Consider the following 19,149-nt stretch of genomic DNA (forward strand, 5'->3'; position numbering starts at 1 on the left):
GCGAGCAGGGGGCGTCGCTGTCCCGGCGGGCCCGCACGGCAAGGCCGTGCGGGCCGTCGTCGCAGCTCTTGACGATGGTCGCGAGGGCTCCCCATACTGACGGCCAAATCGATTTGGCCAAATCGATTTGGCCCTCCGTTCGGGGCTGGATCGCGGCTGATGTCCGAGCGTTCTCCACGCCCGAATGGAGCTCCAACGTGTCCAGTCATCGCCAGCCCGCACCCGGAGCGGAACAACAACCACCGACGCCGGAGCCGGTCACGCACGACGCCCCGCGCTCGGCCGACGAGTCGCACGACGCCGTGCACTCGGCCGACGAGTCGCACGACGCCGTGCACTCGGCCGACGAACCGCGCCCCGCCGTGCACCCCGTCGACGAGTCGCGCCCCGTGGGGCGGATCGTCCTCTTCGGGATTCAGCACGTCCTCGTGATGGCCGCCACCCCCATCTCGGCGATCTTCCTGATGAGCGCCACCCTCCGCCTCGACGCCGGCCTGACCGTCAACCTGCTCTCCGCGGCGTTCGTGCTCTCCGGCGTCGGGTCGCTGATCCAGTCGCTGGGGCCGTGGAAGTTCGGCCCCAAGCTGCCGTTCGTGATGCTGCCCGGCGGCGCGCCGCTCATCCTGTTCATCGCCATCGCCGAGCAGCACGGTCTGCGCACCGCCACCGGCGCGGTCATTCTCACCGCGGCCTTCTACTTCGTCGTCCTGCCGGTCTTCTCGCGGCTGCTCAGGTTCTTCCCGGCCCTGGTCATCGGCACCATGATCGTCATCGTCGGGGTCAACCTGGTGAAGGTCGGGGCGGTCCTCGTCACCGGCCGGCCCGGCGAGCCCGGGTTCGCGAACACGACGAACCTCGCGCTCGGCATGGCGACGATCGGATGCACCGTCGTCTTCTACCTGCTGTTCACCGGCATCCTGCGGCAACTCGCGGTCATGCTCGGACTGGTCGCCGGCACGGTGCTGGCCGGGTTCCTCGGCCGCATCGACCTCGGCGGCGCGGCCGAAGGCGGTCTGGTCAGCGTGCCGGAGCTGATGCCGTTCGGCTCGCCCCAGTTCAGCCTGATCGCCGCGCTGCCGCTGATGCTCTACAGCCTCGCCTCCATGGCGGAGGCCACCGGCCAGACGGTCATCAACGCCGAGGCCGTCGGCAAGGAGATCGACACCCGCACCGACGTCCCCAAGACCGTCCGCGGTGACGCGCTGACCTCCCTCTTCGGGGGGTTCTTCGGGCTGCCGCTGATGGTGACCAGCGGCGAGAACATCGGGATCGTCCGGGTCACCGGCGTCCGCAGCCGCTACGTGACCGCCGCCGCCGGTGCGGTGCTCATCGTCATCGGGTTCCTCGCCCCGGTGACCCGCGCGATCAGTGTCGTCCCGTCCGCCGTGGTCGGCGGCACGGCGATGGTCGTCTTCGCGGTGATCACCGTGCTCGGCGTGCAGATGCTCGGCCGTTCCGACCTGGACCGGCACACCTCCACGTTCATCTGCGCCGTCGCCCTGGCGCTTGGCCTGCTGCCGATCCTCATCCCCGGCGTGTACGCCGGCTTCCCGCCGAACGTCCGCATCCTCCTCGAGAGCGGCGTCGCCGTCGGCGCGTTCGTCGCCGCCGTACTCAACATCCTGTTCCACCACGTCAGGCCGCGTGTCGCCGCCCGACTGACCACCTCACGCACGGAAAGCGACCGATGACCCAGCTCACCCGCGACCACCTCGACTCCCGCGGCCCGCTTCTCCTCGTACCCGATGCGGTGCTGCTGCCTGAAGGGCCGATCGACGGCTACGCGGTCGTCGTCGCCGACGGCTCCTTCCGCGCCGTCGGACCCGCCGGGGAACTGGCGCGTACGCACCCGCACCTCGACGCCGTCACGCTGCCCGGCCATCTCCTGATGCCCGGCTTCGTCGACGCCCACCACCATCTGACCCAGAGTTTCGGCTCCGCGCTCGCCTTCGGTGAGCCGTCGGAGATCTTCCGCAGGGTCTGGGTCCCGCTGGAGGGGGCGCTGGACGAGGAATCGGCCTACGCCGCGGCCAAACTGGCGGCGTTGGAGGCCCTGCGCGGCGGCTTCACCACCGTCACCGACGCCGGTACGCGTGCCGATGTGGACGTCGACATCGTCGCGTCGGCCGCTCGTGACGCCGGAATCCGCTGCGTACTCGGCCTCGTGTGCAACGACGTCGGCGGCGGCCCCGCGACCGCAGCCGAGGACTCCGCGAGCACCACCGCCGTCCTCGAAAGCGCCGAGAAGCACCTCGCCCGGTACGACGGCGATCCGCTGGTCCACGCCTCCCTCGCCGTCTCGATCCCCGAGGCGGCCACCTCGACGACCCTCCACCGCACCGCACGTCTCGCGGCGGAAGCCGGCGCGGTCGTGCAGATCCACGTCAACGAGCACCTGGCCGGTGTCGAACGCTCCCTCGTACGGCACGGACTGCGCCCGCTCGAACACCTGCACAGCATCGGCGCGCTCGGCCCTCAACTGCTCGCCGCCCACGCCACCTTGCTCACCCCCCGCGAACTGACCCTGCTCGCCGACACCGGGACCGCCGTCAGCTACAACCCGGTGGCCAGCGCCTGGAAGGGCAACGCCGTCGCCCCCGCCACCGCGATGGCCGAACGCGGCATCCGCTTCGGGCTCGGCACCGACGGCACCCGCGGCGACGGGTTCCGGCTCGCGGACGCGGCCGAGTTCGCCCAGCGGATCGCCTACGGTCTTGCCACCGGGGACTCGTCGTGCGGCGCCGGCTGGACCTGGCTCGAACACGCCACCGCCGGCGGAGCCGACGCGGTCGGCCTCGGCGCCCGCACCGGCACGGTCGCCGAGGGGCTGGCCGCCGACTTCCTCCTCGTCGACCTCACCACCCCCGAGCTGGCACTCTCCCGGGACGTGCCGTGGGAGCTGGTACGCCGGGGCAACCGCGACCAGATCACCGCCGTGTTCGTCGCCGGAGACCTACGGCTCTGGCGCGGCCGGCCCACCGACTGGGACGGCCCCGCCTTCGTGCGGCACGCGGCCGAACTGGCCCGTACAGCCGTCGGGAGAGCGCCCATCACCCGCGTACACCCCACGTCCACGGCGGCACGGCAGGGGAGCACCGCACGGTGAGTACGGAAGCTCTCGTGGTCCTCGCCGTCACGGTGGCCGTCGCCGCGTTCGTCCAGGGCAGCAGCGGTCTCGGCTTCGCCCTGATCGTCGCGCCCGTGGCCGGGATCCTCGACCCCGGTCTGCTCCCGGTGTTCGTCCTGGCGGCCATGATCCCGCTCAACCTTTACGTCGCCTGGCGCGAGCGTGCCTCGATCGACCTGCGTGGCGCGGGCTGGATCACCGGGGCCCGGCTGGCCGCCACGCCCGCCGGGCTCGCGCTGCTCTGGCTGATCCCCGACCGCAGCATCGGCCTGTTCGTCGGCATCGCCACCGTGCTGGCCGCGGTCGTGAGCCTGGTCGCCCCCGCCTTCACCCCCGGCCGGGCGGCCTACCTCGGGGCGGGCGTGGTGACCGGACTCACGGAGACCGCGACCGGCGTCGGCGGCCCCCCGCTCGCGCTCGTCTACCAGCACCGGCCGCCCGCGGAACTGCGCTCGACCGTCGCCGCCTGCTTCCTCGTCGGGGAAGTGGCCTCGCTGGGCCTGCTGTTCGCGACCGGGGAGGGCGAGCCCGGACACCTGGGTCTCGCGGTGGCGCTGCTGCCGGTGATCGCCGTGGGCGCGTGGCTGAGCCGGCTGGTGCACCACCGGCTGGACGCGCGCCGCATGCGGCTGTGCGTCCTCGTCTTCGCCCTGGTCTCCGGTCTGGTGCTCATGCTCGGGCTGTGACCCGTAGCGACGAGGCGCGCGGAACGACCCGCGGCTCGGGCGCCGTCGCCACCGTGGCGGCGGCGCCCTCCCCGCGCAGCCGGCCGAGCAGCAGCTCCACCGCGGCTGCCGCCGCACGGTCCAGATGAAGGTCCACGGCGGTCAGCGGCGGCTCGCAGGTGCGCGCACGCAGCCCGTCGTAGCGGGTGACGACCATGACGTCGCCCGGTACGGTCCGCCCGCTGTCCCGGATCGCCCGCACCGCGCCCACCGCGAACGCGTCCACCAGCGCGCAGACCGCGTCGGTCTCGGGGTGCTCGGCCAGCAGGGCGGCACAACTCTCGTACCCGGCCTGCTCGCCGCCCGCCTCCGGGGCGCTCGCCACGACGGGCTCCCAGCCGTACCGCTCGGCGACCCGCTCGTACGCGGCGAGCGCGTCGACCGACGAGTGGCGTGATCCGGAGCCGACGATCAGCGCGGGCCGCCGGGCGCCCTGCTCGCGCAGATGCGCGAACAGCAACTCGGCGACCGGCCCGCCGCGCAGATCGACGTACGGCGACGTGTCGTCCGGCGACACCGGCCTGCCGAGTGACACGTAGGGCAGGCCCCGCTCCCTCAACTGCGCCGCGGCGGCGTCGTTCACGTCCGGCTCGACGACGATGGCGCCGTCGATGTCGACGGAGTACAGCGCGGACCCCGACTGCACGGGCGGTACGAGCACCAGCGCGTAACCGTGCAGCAACGCGCTCTCCGCGGCGGCGGCGGCGATCTCCATGTAGAACCCGAGCCGCGACGGTCCACCGGCCACCGCGAACGGCATCGAGGAGGCGAGCGCGATGGCCTTCGCCTCCCCCCGGCGCAGCCGCTGGGCCCGGAGGTTGGGCCGGTAGCCGAGCTCGGCGGCGACCCGCTTGATGCGTTCCCTGGTCCGCGGATCGACCTTGCCGATCCCGTTGAGGGCGTGGGAGACCGTCGTACGCGACACCTCGGCGAGCCGCGCGACATCGGCGATCGTCGGTGGCCGCGAGCCGGGACCGGAGGGTGGCATCGACGGACACTCCTTGCGGGCTGAGGACGGGGCACCCCATCTTCGCCCACCGGCCTCCCCGAGCGGAGTCCGGCAGCGGAACGGCCACCGGCACCGGCGCACCGTGGCTTCCTCCTGCCGTTCCTCGTCGCCCTCCGACGCCGTTCCTCGTCGCCCTCCGACGGCCCTGGGCTCAGGCGGTGTAGCCTCCGTCGACCGCCAGGGAGGTGCCGGTGATCCACTGGGCGTCCGGGCCGGCGAGGAAGGCCACGGCCTTCGCGGTGTCGGCCCCCGCGCCCAGCACCTTCGCCGCGGTCCTCAGCCGCTCCTCCTCGGCCTCCTCGGTGCCGTCCGGGTTCATGTCGGTGACGGTGGGCCCGGGGTCCACGATGTTCGCGGTGATCCCCTTGGACGCCACGTCGTGGGCCAGGCCCTTGGTGAAGCCGATCAGCGCCGACTTGCTCATGGCGTACAGCGTCACGTCGGGGACCGGCACGCGGTTGGCCCAGCAGCTGCCGATGCTGATGACGCGGCCGCCGTGTCCCAGGTGGGGGATGGCCGCCTGGGTGGCCAGGAAGACGGCGCGCACGTGGACGGCCAGCGTGCGGTCGATCTCCTCCAGTGTCACGCCCTCGATCGGGCCGTAGGGGAAGACGCCGGCGTTATTTACCAGGATGTCGAGCCGGCCGAGCTCCGCCGCGGTCCGCTCGACGGACCGGACGACGGCCGCGGGGTCCGCGCTGTCGGCCCGGATGGCCAGGCCCCTGCGTCCGAGCGCCTCGATCGCCTCGACGACCTCCCGGGCCTTGTCGGCCGCGTTCACATACGTCAGGGCGACGTCCGCGCCCTCCTCCGCCAGTCGGAGGGCGGTCGCGGCACCGATGCCGCGGCTTCCCCCGGTCACCAGTGCCACCTTGCCCGCAAGCTGAGGCATCTCGCTCCATTCACGCTAGAGTTGAGTTCTGGGTCGGACGATCCAGAAATACTAAACAGGCAGGATGACCAAGGGTCAACCCATCCCCGAGGAGGCAGACATGGCCGAAAGAGGCCGACCGCGCGCGTTCGACCGGGCCGCGGCGCTGCGGCGCGCGATGGAGACGTTCTGGGAGCTCGGTTACGAGGGCACGAAGCTCACGGACCTGACCGCCGTCATGGGCATCAACTCCGCCAGCCTGTACAACACCTACGGCTCGAAGGAGCAGTTGTTCCGCGAGGCCGTCGCGCTCTACGACCGCACCGCGGGCTCGGCGACCAACCGCGCGCTGCGCGAGGCGCCCACGGCGCGGGCCGCGGTGGAGGCGATGCTGCGCGGCAACATCGACACCTTCACCGACCCGGAGACCCCGAGCGGCTGCATGATCGTGCTGTCGGCCACGAACTGCTCGCACCAGAACAGGAAAGTCGCCGACCACCTGGCCCGGTGGCGGCGGACCTCGGTCGCGGAGCTGGAGAAGCGGCTGGTGCGGGCCGTGGAGGAGGGCGAGTTGGAGCCGGGGACGGACGTCCGCGCGATCGCCGCCTTCTACGCGACCCTCCTGCACGGGCTGTCGATAGAGGCCCGGGACGGCGTGCCCCTGGAACGGCTCCGCTCCACCGTGGACCACGCCGTGGCCCTGTGGGACTCCCTGGTGCGACAGCCGGCCGGACAGCACTGAGGGGCACCCGGCGGAATCGGATCCGGGCGCTGTCCGCGAGGCGCTACTCCCGTGCGTTTCCGGCCGCCCGCGAGGCGCTACTGCCGTGCGTTTCCGGCCGTCCGCGCTGCGCTTCTCCCGTGCGTTTCCGGCCCTACCGCGAGCTGAGGGCGGGGGATGGCCCCGGGGAGGCGGGTGGCCCCGCGGCGGGCGCGGCTACCATCCCCTGTGACCGAAACGACCGAACCGCCCGGGCGCCGCGCCCCCATATTCGCCGACCTCACCCCGCTGCGGCTCTCGCCCGACTACCGACGGCTCTGGTTCGGGAACACCGTCTCCTGGATCGGCCAGGGCATGACGTCGCTGGCGGTCGCGCTCCAGGTCTACGACATCACCGGGTCCGCGTTCTCCGTGGGGCTCATCGGGTTCTGCTCACTCGTGCCGCTGGTCGTCTTCGGGCTCTACGGCGGGGCCGTCGCGGACACCGTCGACCGGCGCAAGCTCGGCCTGTTCAGCGCCGCCGGATCGTTCCTCCTGTCCGTCGTCCTGGTGGCGGCGACGGCCGTGGGCGTCGAACGGGTCGGTCTGCTGTACGCGGTCGTCGCCCTCCAGGCCGTCTGCTTCGCCCTCAACGCACCGGCCCGCGCCTCGATGATGGCCCGGCTGCTCCCGGCCGACCAACTGCCCGCCGCCAACGCGCTGAACTCCATCACCAGCACGACGGGCATGCTCGTCGGGCCGATGCTGGGAGGCCTGATCGTCGGCTGGTGGGGCTACCGCTCCGCGTACACCCTGGACGCCGTCTGCTTCACCGCCTCCCTGTACGCGATGTGGCGGCTGCCCTCGATGCTGCCCGAGCGGCAGGACGGCGGCACGGGCAAGCGGGCCTCCGTCCTGGACGGGCTGCGTTTCCTCGGGACCCGGCCGAACCTGCGGATGACCTTCTTCACCGACCTGTGCGCGATGGTCCTCGCCCATCCCCGCGCCCTCTTCCCGGTCGTCGCCGTCCTCTGGTACGGGGGCGACGCCCGGACCACCGGCATGCTCGTCGCGGCCCCGGCCCTCGGCGCGCTGCTCGGCGGCGTGTTCTCCGGCTGGCTCGGCCGGATCCGGCGGCACGGGCTCGCGATCCTGCTGGCCGTCGGCTCCTGGGGCGTCGCCATCGCCGTCTTCGGGCTCACCCGCAACCTCTGGCTGGGGCTGCTGTTCCTGGCGCTCGCCGGATGCGCGGACACCATCTCCATGGTCTTCCGGAACACGATGCTCCAGGCGGCCGTGCCCGACGAGATGCGCGGCCGGCTCCAGGGCGTCTTCATCGTCGTCGTGGCGGGCGGCCCCCGACTCGGGGACTTCCTGGCGGGCTCGGTGGCCGACCTCGCCACCCCCGCCGTCGCCGTCACCGGCGGCGGCGTCCTGTGCGTGACCGGCGTGGCCCTGCTCGCGCTGAAGTGGCGCGCCTTCGCCCGCTACGACGCCCACGACCCACAGCCGTAGCCCGGACCCCGACCCGTAGCCCGGACCCCGACCCGTAGCCCGGACCCCGACCGGAGGTCCGGGCGGCGCCGCCCGCTCAGCGCACGATCGAGCGGGCGAACCCGAGCTCCAGCAGGTCCTGCGGGCGCAACCGCAGCTGGTCCGCGGTGGCGCCGGTCTCCGACGGCGGTCGCTTGAGGATCGCGGCGGCCAGTTCCGGGGCGATGACGGAGAAGTAGCTGTCCGCCGTGACATGGGTGTCGTCCGGCGCCGCGAGGGCCAGCGCCCCGCCCGAGCCGCCCTCGCCGATCACCAGCGTCGTCACCGGCACCCGGGCCGCCGCGACGGCCGCGAAGGCGTCCGCGATGGCCGCGCCCGCGCCCGCCCGCTCCGCCTCGGCGTCGTTGGCCGCGCCGGGGGTGTCGATGAGGGTGAGGACGGGGACGCCGAGCCGGTCCGCCAGCCGGATGGTCCGGGCCGCCGCGCGGTACCCGGCCGGGCGGGTCGGCGTCCCGCACTGGGCGACGTACGCGACGGGCAGCCCGTCCGCGCGCAGCCCGAAGCCGCACAGCAGCCCCGGGTCCGTACCACCGCACCGGTCACCGTGGAGCGGGAGCCGGGCGGCGAAGTAGTCGGCCAGGTACGCCTCCGCACGAGGTCGCCCAGGGGCGCGGGCCGCCGCCACCGCCTCCCGCCCGGTCTCCGGAAGCCGGGCCGCCGACAGCGCCCGGGGCAACGGGGCGGCGGGGAGCGCGCCGTGCGGGCCGAGCGCGCGCAGCCAGTGCGTCACCGCCCGGGCCAGCTCACCGGGCGGGACGACCGCGTCCACCTGGCCCGCCGCGAACTGCCCCTCGGCGCTGTACGCCTGGGGATCCGCGTCCGCCGGCCGCACCCGGGAACCGGCGAAGCCGACCTGCGCGCCCGGCAGCGCCAGCACCACGTCGGCGCCCGCCCCCACCGTGGCCCAGCCGCCGCCGGTCGTCGGGTCGCGGACCACCGCGATCTGCGGGAGCCCGGCCGCGCGCAGCCGGGTGGAGGCGGCGGCCACCCGCTGGAGCTGGGTCAGCGCGACCATCCCCTCCTGCATCCGGCTGCCGCCGGTGGCGACGAGTGCGAGCAGGGGCAGCCGCCGGGTCAGGGCCAGCTCGTACGCGGCCGCCAGCCGGTCGCCCGTCGACCGGCCCAACGAGCCGCCCAGGAAACCGAACTCGAAGGCGAGCAGCACGCACGCGCGGTCGCCGACGACCCCGGTGCCGTACACCACGGACTCCTCCTCGCCGGTCCGTCTTCCGGCCCGCTCCCGCGCCGCGTCGTACCCCGCCCAGCCGAGCGGACCGTCCGGCGGCAGGGGGTGCGACGGCGGGCGGTGCTCGGTGAAGCCCGCCGCGCCGGTGAGCAGGGCGATCGTCTCCCGGGCCGTCGCCCGGGCGGGGGAGTCAGCGGGCATGGAGCGACCTCTTCATGATCTTGCCCAGGTCGTTGCGGGGCAGGGCGTCGAGGTAGTGCACGGTGCGCGGGCGCTTGTGCGGGGCCAGTTGGGCCGCCACATGGTCCGCCAGCTCCTCGGCGGCGGGCGGGGAGCCGGGGTCGGCCGCGACCACCCAGGCCACGACCCGTTCGCCCAGGTCCGGGTCCTCCTCGCCGGTCACGGCGGCTTCCCGGACGCCGGGGTGCGCGAGCAGCACGTTCTCGATCTCGCCCGCGCCGATCTTGTAGCCGCCGCTCTTGATGAGGTCGGTGGCCTTGCGCCCGACGATCGTGACGTACCCGTCCTCGTCGACCGTGCCGACGTCCCCCGTACGGAACCAGCCGTCCGCCGTGTGCGCGGCGGCGGTGGCGTCGGGCCGGTTGAGGTAGCCGGTGAACAGGTTCGGGCCCCGGACCTGGATCTCGCCGATCGCCCCCGGCTCGCCGAGCACCGTGCCGTCCTCCTCCGCCAGGCGCAGCTCCACCCCGGCGAGCGGCGGGCCCACCGTGCCGGGGCGCGGGGCGCCGTCCGCCCGGATCCCCGTGTTCATCAGGGTCTCGGTCATCCCGTACCGCTCGATCACCCGCCGCCCGGTCGCCGCCGCGATGCGTTCGTGGTCGTGCACGGGCAGCGCCGCCGAGCCGGAGACCAGGAGCCGGGCTCCGGCCAGTGCCCCGGCCAGTGCGTCCCGTCCGCCGTCGTCCGCCGGGGAGCCGTGTCCGGGCGCGGGGGAGTCGTGTCCGCGCCCGCCCGCGGGGCCGTCCAGCACCTCCGCCAGCCGGTGGTACATCGTCGGCACCCCGAACAGCATGGTGCCGCCGGAGGCCAGCTCACGGGCCACGCCCTCGGGCGAGAACCTCCCCAGGTGGCGGACGGAGCCGCCGCGCCGCAGCGGGCCGAGGACGCCCAGGATCAGCCCGTGCACATGGAACAGCGGCAGCGCGTGGACCAGGACGTCGTCACCGGTCCACCCCCAGGCGTCCTCCAGCGCGTCCAGCGACGCGGCGACGGCCCGCCGGGGCAGGACGGCGCCCTTGGGCGGGCCGGTGGTGCCGGAGGTGTAGACGATCAGCGCGGGGGACTCGGGGTCCTCCTCGATCGGAAGGGCCCCGCCCGCCGTGGCCTCCGGCTCCTCCTCGGCCGGACGAGCCCCGCCCGCCGTGGCTTCCGTGTCCTCCCCGGCCGGAGGGGCCCCGCCCGCCGAGTCCTCCGCCAGAGCGCCTGTCGCCCGCGCGTCCACGGTCACGCGCCGCAGCTTCTCCAGCGCGGGCGGCAGCGCGTCGTCCGGTCCCGCGAGTACGGCCGTGGGTGCGCTGTCGGCCAGGATGTGCGCCAACTCGCTTTCTCCGGTACGGGGGTTGAGCGGCACGGCCGGGACTCCGGCCCGCAGTGCCGCCACCACCGCGATCACCGTCTCCGGGGTCGGGGTGGCCCAGACGGCGACCCGGCCCGCGTCCGCGATGCGGGCGGCGAGCGCGTCGGCGGCTCCAGCGAGCCGGCCGTAGGTCAGGGACAGGTCACCGAAGCGGACGGCCTCCCGGGAGGCCGCCGGGCCGGTGGGGGAGTGGAGCGCGGGAAGAAGGAGGGTCACGCCGGGAAGCCTAGGGCTTCCGGCCGGGCCCCGCCCGGGCCCGGATGCCGATGAGGGCGGCGTCACTCCGGGCCGGTCCGCGAAGGATCCGTGCTGCCCGCCGCGTCGCTGAACGCGGCACCGACCGACGCGTCCTGTGCGGCCCGGAGGGGGTACGTGGACGGCGGCGGCCGTTCCTCCGTACCCGGAGGCCTCACTCCTCGCGCCGGACGGACCGCATCCGCCCGTACGCGTACACACACCCCGCCAGCGCCAGATCGGACAGCAGCATGAAGCCGATCGCGTAACTGTCCTTGGCGCTGTAGATCGCGCCCATCACCAGCGGCGGCACGAAACCGCCCAGCCCGCCCATCGCCCCGACGATGCCCGTCACACTGCCCACCTTCGGCTGCGGCGTCACCTGCGAGACCAGGGCGAACACACTGCCGCTCGCGGTGCCGAGCCCGGCCGCCATGGCCAGCAGCGCGATCGTGCCGACCGGGTTCAGCGGCGGCTCGAAGGCCTGCACGATCGCCATCAGCGCGGCCAGCAGCAGGGCCACCGAGGTCACCAGCGCCGGGTGCGCCCGGTCCGAGAGCCAGCCGCCGATCGGCCGGAAGACCACCGTGACCAGGGCGAACCCGGCCGCCTTGGTGCCCGCCTCGGTCGGCGACATCTCGTACCAGGTCTTCAGGTACGTCGGCAGATACACCCCGAACGCCACGATGCCGCCGAAGCCGATCGCGTACAGCGCCGACAGCTCCCACGTCACCCGCAGCTTCCCGGCCTCGCCGAGCCGGTGTGCCAGCGTGTCCGTGGGGATCTTGCGGCCGGGGTGGTCGCTGACCAGGACGGCCGCCACCAGCGCGTACACCACCAGCGCCCCCGCGACCACGAGGAACGGCAGGTTGTCGCCGTGCTTCGCGATGCGCGGGGTGAAGTAGCCCGACAGCGCGACCCCGCCCATGCCCATCCCGAACACCCCCAGGGCGAAGCCCCGTTTGGCGGGCGGGAACCACGAGTTGACCAGCGGAACGCCGATCGCGAACGTCGTTCCGCCGAGCCCCAGGAGGAAGCCGACCGCGAGCATCGCCCCGTAGGAGTCCTTCGCCGGGATCAGCAGCAGCACCGGCACGACCGTCAGCGCCGACACGAGCGGGAACATCAGCTTCGCGCCGTACCTGTCCGTCAGCGCCCCCACCGGGATCCGGCCCAGCGACCCCACGAGCACCGGCACGGCCACCAGGAAGGACTGTTGGAACGAGCTGAGCCCCAGCCGGTCCTTGTACTCCGCGGACATCGGCGCGATCAGGTTCCACGCCCAGAAGGTCAGCGCGAAGCCGACCGTCGCGAGGACGAGATTGCGGTACGCGGCCGCCGGAGGTGCGGCTGTCACCGGGGCGGGCGGCTCGGGAGACTGCTTGACGGAAGTGTCCACACCAGCCAGTCAAGGACTCTGGGCACCGCACGGCCCGCCGGGCTGCGCCGACCGGGGGACAGCGGGCGCCCGGCGCTCCCGGCGGTCTCCCCCAGCCGATACCGCCGCGAACTGGGACAATCGCGGTATGGATCGGCTGGACAGGGAAATCCTCGGCATTCTCCAGGAGGACGCCCGGATCTCGTACCGGGATCTGGGCGTACGCGTGGGGCTCAGCGCCAACGCGGCGGGCGACCGCGTCCGCCGGATGCGCCGCGACGGGGTCATCCGGGGCTTCACCGTCATCGTCGACCCGGCCGCCGACACCCGTTCGGGCCTGGTCGTCTTCATCGATGTGACGTTGCGGCTCGACACGACGAACGAGGAGTTCGAACGCTCGGTGCTGATGCTGCCCGGAATCACGGAAGTGGTGCACGTGACGGGCGGCCACGACTACCTCGTACGGGCCACCGCCGCCGACCCCGGGGCGCTGGACACCCTGCTGCGCCGCCTGAAACGGGAGGCGGGCATCGCCCACTCCAACACCCGGATCGCCCTGCGGGCGGCCCCGAAGCACTGAGCCGCCGAAGCCGCCGGAACCACCGGACCGCCGAAGCCGCCGGAATCACCGGGTCAGGTCAGGCCGGGGCCTGCCAGGTCACCGTCGTCGGACGGCCGTCCTCGCCGCGCCCGTCGTCCGCGACCACCAGCCGCACCCCGGTCCGCCCGTCCGGCAGCCGGACCGTGGCGTCCACCTCCACCTCGATGGCCGACACCCCGGGCCTGCGGTGCGCGGCGGCCAGCGCCCCGCGCAGGGCGGCCAGCAGCTCCCGCCCCGTCTCCTCGCCCACCAGCGCGTCCACCGCCCCCGCGAACCGCACCGACGGCGGGAAACCCAGCAGGGCCGCCGCACCCCCGGTCTCCCGCAGCACCCGGCCCCGGAAGGTGCTCGGAGCCCCGGCCGGCGGCTGCTGGAGCGCGAAGATCGCGGTGCGGACCTCCTGGATGGTGGAGTCCAGCTCGTCCACGGCCCGCCCCAGCAGCTCACCGGTCTCCGCCTCCCCGCCGCCGGCCTCCTCCGACGCAGCCCGGCGGCGGGTCGACTCCAGCATCATCTCGGTGGCGAAGAGCCGCTGGACCACCAGATCGTGCAGGTCACGGGCGATCCGGTCGCGGTCCTCGTACACCGCGAGCTGCTCCCGGTCGGCCTGCGCGTCCGCCAGCACCAGGGCCAGCGCCGCCTGCGAGGCGAATTGAGTCGCCAGCAGCTTGTCCATCTCCGTGTAGGGCCGTTCGCCGCGCCGCCGGGGCAGGGCGAGCGTGCCGATGAGCCGCCCGCCGCTCTGCAACGGCAGCATCATGCTCGGCCCGAAGCGGGAGCGTACGCCGGTGGTCATCCGGGGATCGGTGGCCGAGTCCTCGATGAAGACCGGTTCGCCGCCGAGCAGCTGCACCAGCACCGCGGAGCCGGGCTCGATCACCGCGCCGACGATGCCCGCCGGATCGTCCGGCGTGGACGCGGTGACGATCTCCATCCCGCCCTCCTCCGTCGGCTGGAGGATCACCCCGGCCGAGGCGCCCGCCAGCACCCGGGCCCGCTCGGCCACCGTCATCAGCGCGTCGGCCGCGTCGGTCCCGGTCAGCAGGGCCGTGGTGACGGCCGCCGCTCCCGTGATCCAGCGCTCGCGCTGCCGGGCCGTCCCGTACAGCCGGGCGTTGCCGATCGCGATGCCCGCCTGGGCGGCGAGGACCCGCAGGAGGGCCCGGTCCGTGTCGCCGAACGGCCCCGACGGCTTCTCGGCGAGACAGAGATGCCCGAAGACCTCGGTCTGGACCAGGATCGGCGCCCGCAGGAAGCCGCGCGCCGGGGGACCGCCGGGGGGACGGTCCTGCCGGTCCTCCTCGACCAGTGCGGCCGGACCCGCGGACGAGTCGTCCGGGAAGAGGTCGAGGTGCTGCCGCTCCGCCTCCGTCAGCCCGGCGGTGTACAGCTCCTCGACCCGGTCGCGGTCCGGGTCCAGCACGCCGAGCGCACCGTGGCGGGCCCCGGTGAGGGCGGTGGAGGTGTCCACGATCTGCTGGAGGGTGGAGCCCAGTTCCAGGTCGCTGCCGACGTTGAGGACCGCCTCCAGGAGCATCGGCAGCCGCCCGGCGGCGGCCGGGCCGGGCTCCACGGGCCCCTTCATCCGCGCCGCCCGCGTCGGCCGTTCCACCGCCCCGTCCCGGCCGACGCGCTCACCCCGCCAGCGGGTTGAGGACCATCGGCTGGATCTTGCCGTCCAGCATCGCGCCCAGACCGAGCACCGAGCAGACGTCGGGACGCTCCGCGATGTGCACCGGCATCCCGGTCGCGTCGCGCAGCATCTGGTCGAGGCCCGGGAGCAGCGCGCTGCCGCCCACCATCATGATGCCCCGGTCCGCGAGGTCGGCCACCAGGTCCGGCGGGCAGTCGCGGAGCACCTTGCCCACCCCGTCGAGCACCGCGGTGAGCGGTGTGTGGATGGCCTGCCGTACGGCGGCGGTGTCGACCTGCACCGACCGGGCCAGCCCGGTCGCCACGTCGCGGCCGTGGATCTCGGTGAGGGCGGGGCCGGTCAGCTGGAGGCCGTTGCCGTGCAGCGCCAGCTGGAGCGGGCGCACGGACTGGCTGGGGAGCACCAGCTCGTGCCGCTGGCGCAGATGCTGGATGACCGCCTCGTCGATCGCGTTGCCGCCCACCGGGATCCGGACGGCGGTCACGATCGAGCCGAGCGAGAGCACCGCGATCTGGGTGGTGGCGGCCCCGCACACCATGATCATGGTCGCCGTCGGCTGCTCGACCGGCAGCCCGCAGCCCACGGCCGCCGCGATCAGGGTGTCCACCAGCTCGACCCGGCGGGCGCCGAGCCCGACCAGGGTCTCCACCGTGGCGCGCTGGGCCAGCGGGTCGGCCTCGTGCGGGGTGCAGGCTGCGGCGCGCAGCCGGGGCTTGCGGCGCAGTTGGCGGCGGAGCTTGTCGCCCAGCAGATGGCGCAGCATCCGCTGGGCCATCTCGATGTCGACGACGGTGCCGCCGGAGACCGGGCGGGCCACCCGGATGTACTCGGGCGTGCGGCCGGTCATCTGCTCGGCGAGCGCACCGACGGCGATGAGGGAGCCGGTACGGGTGTTGACGGCGGCGACGCTCGGTTCGTCGACGACGAGGCCGAGCCCCTTGACGTACACCCGGGTCCTCGCGGCCCCGAGATCGACGGCGACGTGGCAACGCTGCAACTGCTCAAGGCTGACGGTCACGGCGGGTTCTCCCGAGAGCGCGGACGGTGGGCACCGGCGGCAGCCGGTCGCTCCTTGCATGGTCGCGCCCTCCGGCCCGTCGCGCGCGCTGAGCTGCGCCGTAAGGGGACCGGAGCTGACGGCTCCTCAGTCCGGCGGGCCGGAAGCAGCCGCCGGGTCAGAGGGCCGGAAGCAGCCGCCGGGTCAGCGGGCCGGGAGCAGCCGCTGGAACAGGCCCCAGGTGAACTCCGCCACCCGCTCCCCGCCGGTGGCCGGGTCGGTGAGGGCCAGCGACCACCGGGTCGGGGCGCTGCCCTCCATCGGCCGGGCCGGGGGAAAGGCGCGGGCCGCCTCGTCCACGGTGCACGACCACGGGAGCAGCGCGTCCGGAGAGGTCAGCTCCGGCCCGGCCGCGCCCGGGGCCCGCACCAGCCATTCGTTCCACACGGCCCCGCCGGGCCCGGCCATCACCTCGAACCGCAGGTCGGGCCAGAGCGGCACCGGCCACAGCAGCGCCTCGCACTCCAGCTCCCCGACCCGGCGCGGCAGGACCGTCTCCGGTTCGCCGAGCACCGAGCGGTAGCGCCGCAGCGACCCCCGCCCCCGGGGCGCCCGGACCATGGCCTGCCAGCGGCGGTTGGCCTCCCGCATGTCGGCGAGGGAGGCGCTCAGTTCATGCCGGGCCTCCTCGACCAGACCGGGCTGGTGGTCGGCCATCCGGCGCAGCAGGACGAGCTGGAACTGGAGGGGGCCGAAGGGGGCGGGAGCGGTCATGCCGCCCATCCTCCCGCGTGTCAGGCGTATCGGACCGGCCGTCACCGGAATCAGCGCTTCCTCACACGATCCTCACCTGTGCGGCTTCCCTGGTTCTTCCGCGCACGCCTAACCTGCGGGCGCCATGGATTACTGCCACCCCTGCCGACGGCATCTCAACGGAGCCCTGGCCTGCGCCGGGTGCGGTACGCCCGCCGAGGCGTTGGGCCCCTACGCCGTGCCCAGCCCGGAGGGGCGTGACGCGCCGGGCGGGGCCGCGCCGCCGGACCGGACGGCCACGCCCGTCGACCCGGGAAGCCCCCGACGCGATGCCCGACGCGGCACCCGACGCGATGCCCGACGCGATGCCCGACGCGGCACCCGGCGCGATGCCCGGCTGGACGCCCGACGCGACGCCCGCCGCGGTGCCGGAGGCCGGCCCGACGTCGGAGGCCCGTCCGACGCCCGCCCCGCGTCGCGGCGGCGGGCCCGCGGCGGCCATCGTCGGCGCGGCCGGACCGTCCTGCTCGGGGCCCTCGGGCTGCTCCTGGCGGCGGGCGCCCTGGGCCTGGCGGAACTGGCCAGGGAGCCCGGGCGGGACGACACCGCCGCCGACTACGTACGTGAGTCGCCGTCCGGCCCGTCCGGGGCCACGCCCGAGGAGTCGTCCGCCGACGAGCCCCGCGATCCCGGCCCGGTCGGCTCCCGGGCCGGGGCGACCACGGGCCCCGCGACGGACGCCTCACCGGCCGGCACGCGCCGTGGGAACCCCTCACGCGCGCCGAGCCCCGACGCCTCGCCCACCGACGGGCCCACCGCCTCCCCGGACCCCGACGACGCGGACCCCGAGGACGCGGACCCCGACGGCGCGGACCCGTCCGACGCCCCCGCCGATCCGCCCGCCGACCCGCCCGCCGATCCGCCGGAACCCGAGGATCCGCGCGAGTCGACGACCGCGCCCGCACCCCCGCCGCCCCCGGCGGAACCGACACCCGCCCCGACGCCGTCCCCGACCTGCACCCGCTTCCTGTGGTGGTGCACGTAGGCGCGAGGCGACGCGACGCCTGAAGAGCGTCCTCTAAAGAGCGCCCTCGCCCAGCATCCGGCGCAGCAGGTCCCGCAAGACCATGCGCTCGGCGTCGGAGAGGCCGGCCAGCGGCTCCCGGGCGAAGTCCAGCGCGTCCCGCAGCTCACGGGCCGTGCGCCTGCCCTTCTCCGTCGCGGCGGCCAGCTTGATCCGCCGGTCGGCCGGATCGGGCCTGCGCTCGACCAGCTCCCGGGCCTCCAGCCGGTCGACGATCCCGGTGATGTTGGACGGCTCGCACTTCAGCCTGAGGGCGATCTTCCGCATCGGCAGGGGCTCCAGCGAGAGCAGCCCGAGCACCCGCGCCTGCGCCCCGGTGAGGGAGTGCTCGGCGGCGGCCCGGTCGTACTCCTCGTGGTAGCGCGCCACCACGGCACCGATGAGCTCGACGACCTCGAGGGTCAGGGGGTCTGTGCGAGTGGCCATGGGCCACAGCGTACCGATTTACTTGACATCATGAAATATTCAGGAGCATGGTTGTTTCATGTCATGAAGCTTTTCGCGCCGGGCGCGGAAGCACACCCCCTCGTATGACATTGAGGAGAACCCGAGCCCATGTCTGCAGCACTTCCCACGTCCAGCCGTGAATGGCACCTGGTCGCCCGCCCGCACGGCTGGCCCGAGGCCGAGGACTTCGCGCTGCGCGAGGCCGAGGTCGCCGCTCCGGCCGAGGGCCGCGTCCTCGTCCGCAACAAGTACTTCTCGGTCGACCCGTACATGCGCGGCCGGATGAACGACGTGAAGTCCTACACCCCGCCCTTCCAGCTCGACCACCCGATGGACGGCGGCGCGGTCGGCGAGGTCATCGCCTCGAACGCCGAGGGCTTCGCCGTCGGCGACCACGTCCTGCACGGCCTCGGCTGGCGCGAGATCGCCGACGTGCCCGCGAAGCACGCGGTAAAGGTCGACCCCGACCTCGCCCCGCTCTCCGCCTACCTCGGCGTGCTCGGCATGACCGGACTCACCGCCTACGCGGGCCTGTTCGACGTCGCCTCCTTCAAGGAGGGCGACGCGGTCTTCGTCTCCGGCGCGGCCGGCGCCGTCGGCAGCCAGGTCGGCCAGATGGCGAAGCTCAAGGGCGCGTCCCGGGTCATCGGCTCCGCCGGCTCCGACGAGAAGGTCAAGCTCCTCACCGAGGAGTACGGCTTCGACGCCGCGTTCAACTACAAGGACGGCCCCGTCCGCGACCAGCTCGCGGAAGCCGCCCCCGACGGCATCGACGTCTACTTCGACAACGTCGGCGGCGAGCACCTGGAAGCCGCGATCTCCTCGTTCAACGTGCACGGCCGCGCCACCATCTGCGGCATGATCGCCCAGTACAACGCGACCGAGCCGACCCCCGGCCCGAACAACATGGCGCTGATCATCGGCAAGCGGCTGCGCCTGACCGGCATGCTCGTCAGCGACCACTCCGACCTCCAGCCGCGGTTCGTCCAGGAGGTCGCCGGCTGGCTGGCCTCGGGCGAGCTGAAGTACCGGGAGACGACGGTCGAGGGCATCGAGAAGGGCTACGACGCGTTCGTCGGGCTGCTGCGCGGGGAGAACACCGGGAAGATGATCGTCTCCCTGGTCTGACCCGCTCCCGCTCCCGGTCCGGGCCCGCTCCCTGCCGGTCGCGGTCACGCGTTAGGCTCGTCCGCAGGCCGTCGCGATCCGTGGGCGCGAGTCGCGGCGCACCA

The 19,149-nt window shown here is 74.0% G+C and carries 17 protein-coding genes; 8 read left to right on the forward strand and 9 right to left on the reverse strand.

Annotated elements, in window-relative coordinates; translation table 11 throughout:
- Positions 1–362: 362 nt before the first annotated feature.
- The 3 genes from AC3CH1_RS26305 to AC3CH1_RS26315 are packed head-to-tail and all read left to right on the forward strand — an operon-like array spanning position 363 to position 3,813.
- Positions 363–1,691, forward strand: a complete 1,329-nt coding sequence (locus AC3CH1_RS26305; protein WP_488466738.1) for a uracil-xanthine permease family protein — start codon at positions 363–365, stop codon at positions 1,689–1,691.
- Positions 1,688–3,106 carry an amidohydrolase family protein gene (locus tag AC3CH1_RS26310; RefSeq protein ID WP_488465187.1) on the forward strand — a complete coding sequence of 473 codons (1,419 nt, stop codon included), beginning with the start codon at positions 1,688–1,690 and terminating at the stop codon, positions 3,104–3,106. The genes AC3CH1_RS26305 and AC3CH1_RS26310 overlap by 4 nt, the downstream gene beginning before the upstream one ends.
- Positions 3,103–3,813, forward strand: coding sequence for a sulfite exporter TauE/SafE family protein (locus tag AC3CH1_RS26315; RefSeq protein WP_398064492.1), 711 nt, complete (start codon positions 3,103–3,105; stop codon positions 3,811–3,813). Before AC3CH1_RS26310 ends, AC3CH1_RS26315 begins: the two co-directional genes overlap by 4 nt.
- On the opposite strand, the gene AC3CH1_RS26320 is transcribed toward AC3CH1_RS26315, so the two are convergent.
- Together AC3CH1_RS26320 and AC3CH1_RS26325 are read right to left on the reverse strand one after the other, a co-directional pair.
- A complete protein-coding gene (locus tag AC3CH1_RS26320) occupies positions 3,797–4,840 on the reverse strand; it encodes a LacI family DNA-binding transcriptional regulator (protein WP_488465188.1) in 1,044 nt (347 codons plus the stop codon). The two genes, AC3CH1_RS26315 and AC3CH1_RS26320, sit on opposite strands and share 17 nt — an antisense overlap.
- Before the next feature lie 172 nt (positions 4,841–5,012).
- The gene (locus tag AC3CH1_RS26325; protein WP_488465189.1) at positions 5,013–5,753 is read right to left on the reverse strand and encodes an SDR family NAD(P)-dependent oxidoreductase; all 741 of its coding nucleotides are present in this window, start codon (positions 5,751–5,753) and stop codon (positions 5,013–5,015) included.
- A 100-nt stretch (positions 5,754–5,853) separates the two neighbouring features.
- On the opposite strand from AC3CH1_RS26325, the gene AC3CH1_RS26330 reads away from it, so the two are divergent.
- Positions 5,854–6,474 (forward strand): TetR/AcrR family transcriptional regulator, encoded by a 621-nt coding sequence (locus tag AC3CH1_RS26330; RefSeq protein ID WP_488465190.1) that lies wholly within the window; start codon positions 5,854–5,856, stop codon positions 6,472–6,474.
- A 207-nt stretch (positions 6,475–6,681) separates the two neighbouring features.
- Positions 6,682–7,947 carry an MFS transporter gene (locus tag AC3CH1_RS26335; RefSeq protein WP_488465191.1) on the forward strand — a complete coding sequence of 422 codons (1,266 nt, stop codon included), beginning with the start codon at positions 6,682–6,684 and terminating at the stop codon, positions 7,945–7,947.
- Positions 7,948–8,023: 76 nt separating this feature from the next.
- On the opposite strand, the gene AC3CH1_RS26340 is transcribed toward AC3CH1_RS26335, so the two are convergent.
- The 3 genes from AC3CH1_RS26340 to AC3CH1_RS26350 all read right to left on the reverse strand — a co-directional run bounded on the left by AC3CH1_RS26340 (position 8,024) and on the right by AC3CH1_RS26350 (position 12,402).
- Complete coding sequence (locus AC3CH1_RS26340) at positions 8,024–9,373, reverse strand: carboxyl transferase domain-containing protein (protein ID WP_488465192.1); 1,350 nt, start codon at positions 9,371–9,373, stop codon at positions 8,024–8,026.
- Positions 9,363–10,985: an acyl-CoA synthetase gene (locus tag AC3CH1_RS26345; RefSeq protein WP_488465193.1), complete on the reverse strand. Its 1,623-nt coding sequence runs from the start codon at positions 10,983–10,985 to the stop codon at positions 9,363–9,365. Before AC3CH1_RS26345 ends, AC3CH1_RS26340 begins: the two co-directional genes overlap by 11 nt.
- 193 nt (positions 10,986–11,178) lie before the next feature.
- Complete coding sequence (locus AC3CH1_RS26350; RefSeq protein ID WP_488465194.1) at positions 11,179–12,402, reverse strand: nitrate/nitrite transporter; 1,224 nt, start codon at positions 12,400–12,402, stop codon at positions 11,179–11,181.
- 127 nt (positions 12,403–12,529) lie between these two features.
- On the opposite strand from AC3CH1_RS26350, the gene AC3CH1_RS26355 reads away from it, so the two are divergent.
- Positions 12,530–12,961, forward strand: coding sequence for an Lrp/AsnC family transcriptional regulator (locus AC3CH1_RS26355; protein ID WP_030078115.1), 432 nt, complete (start codon positions 12,530–12,532; stop codon positions 12,959–12,961).
- Between the two features lie 58 nt (positions 12,962–13,019).
- On the opposite strand, the gene AC3CH1_RS26360 is transcribed toward AC3CH1_RS26355, so the two are convergent.
- The 3 genes from AC3CH1_RS26360 to AC3CH1_RS26370 all read right to left on the reverse strand — a co-directional run bounded on the left by AC3CH1_RS26360 (position 13,020) and on the right by AC3CH1_RS26370 (position 16,407).
- The gene (locus tag AC3CH1_RS26360; protein ID WP_488466739.1) at positions 13,020–14,567 is read right to left on the reverse strand and encodes a sensor histidine kinase; all 1,548 of its coding nucleotides are present in this window, start codon (positions 14,565–14,567) and stop codon (positions 13,020–13,022) included.
- 49 nt (positions 14,568–14,616) lie between these two features.
- Positions 14,617–15,654 carry a rod shape-determining protein gene (locus tag AC3CH1_RS26365; RefSeq protein WP_361877061.1) on the reverse strand — a complete coding sequence of 346 codons (1,038 nt, stop codon included), beginning with the start codon at positions 15,652–15,654 and terminating at the stop codon, positions 14,617–14,619.
- Between the two features lie 183 nt (positions 15,655–15,837).
- Positions 15,838–16,407, reverse strand: a complete 570-nt coding sequence (locus AC3CH1_RS26370) for a hypothetical protein (RefSeq protein WP_488465195.1) — start codon at positions 16,405–16,407, stop codon at positions 15,838–15,840.
- 124 nt (positions 16,408–16,531) lie between these two features.
- On the opposite strand from AC3CH1_RS26370, the gene AC3CH1_RS26375 reads away from it, so the two are divergent.
- Complete coding sequence (locus AC3CH1_RS26375) at positions 16,532–17,431, forward strand: SCO2400 family protein (protein ID WP_488465196.1); 900 nt, start codon at positions 16,532–16,534, stop codon at positions 17,429–17,431.
- A 33-nt stretch (positions 17,432–17,464) separates the two neighbouring features.
- Here AC3CH1_RS26375 and AC3CH1_RS26380 read toward each other — a convergent pair whose 3' ends face one another.
- On the reverse strand, positions 17,465–17,896 hold the full coding sequence (locus tag AC3CH1_RS26380) for a MarR family winged helix-turn-helix transcriptional regulator (protein ID WP_488465197.1): 432 nt from the start codon (positions 17,894–17,896) through the stop codon (positions 17,465–17,467).
- A gap of 129 nt (positions 17,897–18,025) precedes the next feature.
- On the opposite strand from AC3CH1_RS26380, the gene AC3CH1_RS26385 reads away from it, so the two are divergent.
- Positions 18,026–19,045, forward strand: a complete 1,020-nt coding sequence (locus AC3CH1_RS26385; RefSeq protein WP_488465198.1) for an NADP-dependent oxidoreductase — start codon at positions 18,026–18,028, stop codon at positions 19,043–19,045.
- Positions 19,046–19,149 lie beyond the last annotated feature (104 nt).

Source organism: Streptomyces sp. MGP-P1 (assembly GCF_057766565.1).

Excerpts from the sequence above, each read along its gene's own strand:
- AC3CH1_RS26310 (WP_488465187.1), top strand. The coding sequence starts at position 1,688 with ATGACCCAGCTCACCCGCGACCACCTCGACTCCCGCGGCCCGCTTCTC.
- AC3CH1_RS26320 (WP_488465188.1), bottom strand. The coding sequence starts at position 4,840 with ATGCCACCCTCCGGTCCCGGCTCGCGGCCACCGACGATCGCCGATGTC.
- AC3CH1_RS26325 (WP_488465189.1), bottom strand. The coding sequence starts at position 5,753 with ATGCCTCAGCTTGCGGGCAAGGTGGCACTGGTGACCGGGGGAAGCCGC.
- AC3CH1_RS26330 (WP_488465190.1), top strand. The coding sequence starts at position 5,854 with ATGGCCGAAAGAGGCCGACCGCGCGCGTTCGACCGGGCCGCGGCGCTG.
- AC3CH1_RS26340 (WP_488465192.1), bottom strand. The coding sequence starts at position 9,373 with ATGCCCGCTGACTCCCCCGCCCGGGCGACGGCCCGGGAGACGATCGCC.
- AC3CH1_RS26355 (WP_030078115.1), top strand. The coding sequence starts at position 12,530 with ATGGATCGGCTGGACAGGGAAATCCTCGGCATTCTCCAGGAGGACGCC.
- AC3CH1_RS26360 (WP_488466739.1), bottom strand. The coding sequence starts at position 14,567 with ATGAAGGGGCCCGTGGAGCCCGGCCCGGCCGCCGCCGGGCGGCTGCCG.
- AC3CH1_RS26370 (WP_488465195.1), bottom strand. The coding sequence starts at position 16,407 with ATGACCGCTCCCGCCCCCTTCGGCCCCCTCCAGTTCCAGCTCGTCCTG.
- AC3CH1_RS26375 (WP_488465196.1), top strand. The coding sequence starts at position 16,532 with ATGGATTACTGCCACCCCTGCCGACGGCATCTCAACGGAGCCCTGGCC.
- AC3CH1_RS26380 (WP_488465197.1), bottom strand. The coding sequence starts at position 17,896 with ATGGCCACTCGCACAGACCCCCTGACCCTCGAGGTCGTCGAGCTCATC.
- AC3CH1_RS26385 (WP_488465198.1), top strand. The coding sequence starts at position 18,026 with ATGTCTGCAGCACTTCCCACGTCCAGCCGTGAATGGCACCTGGTCGCC.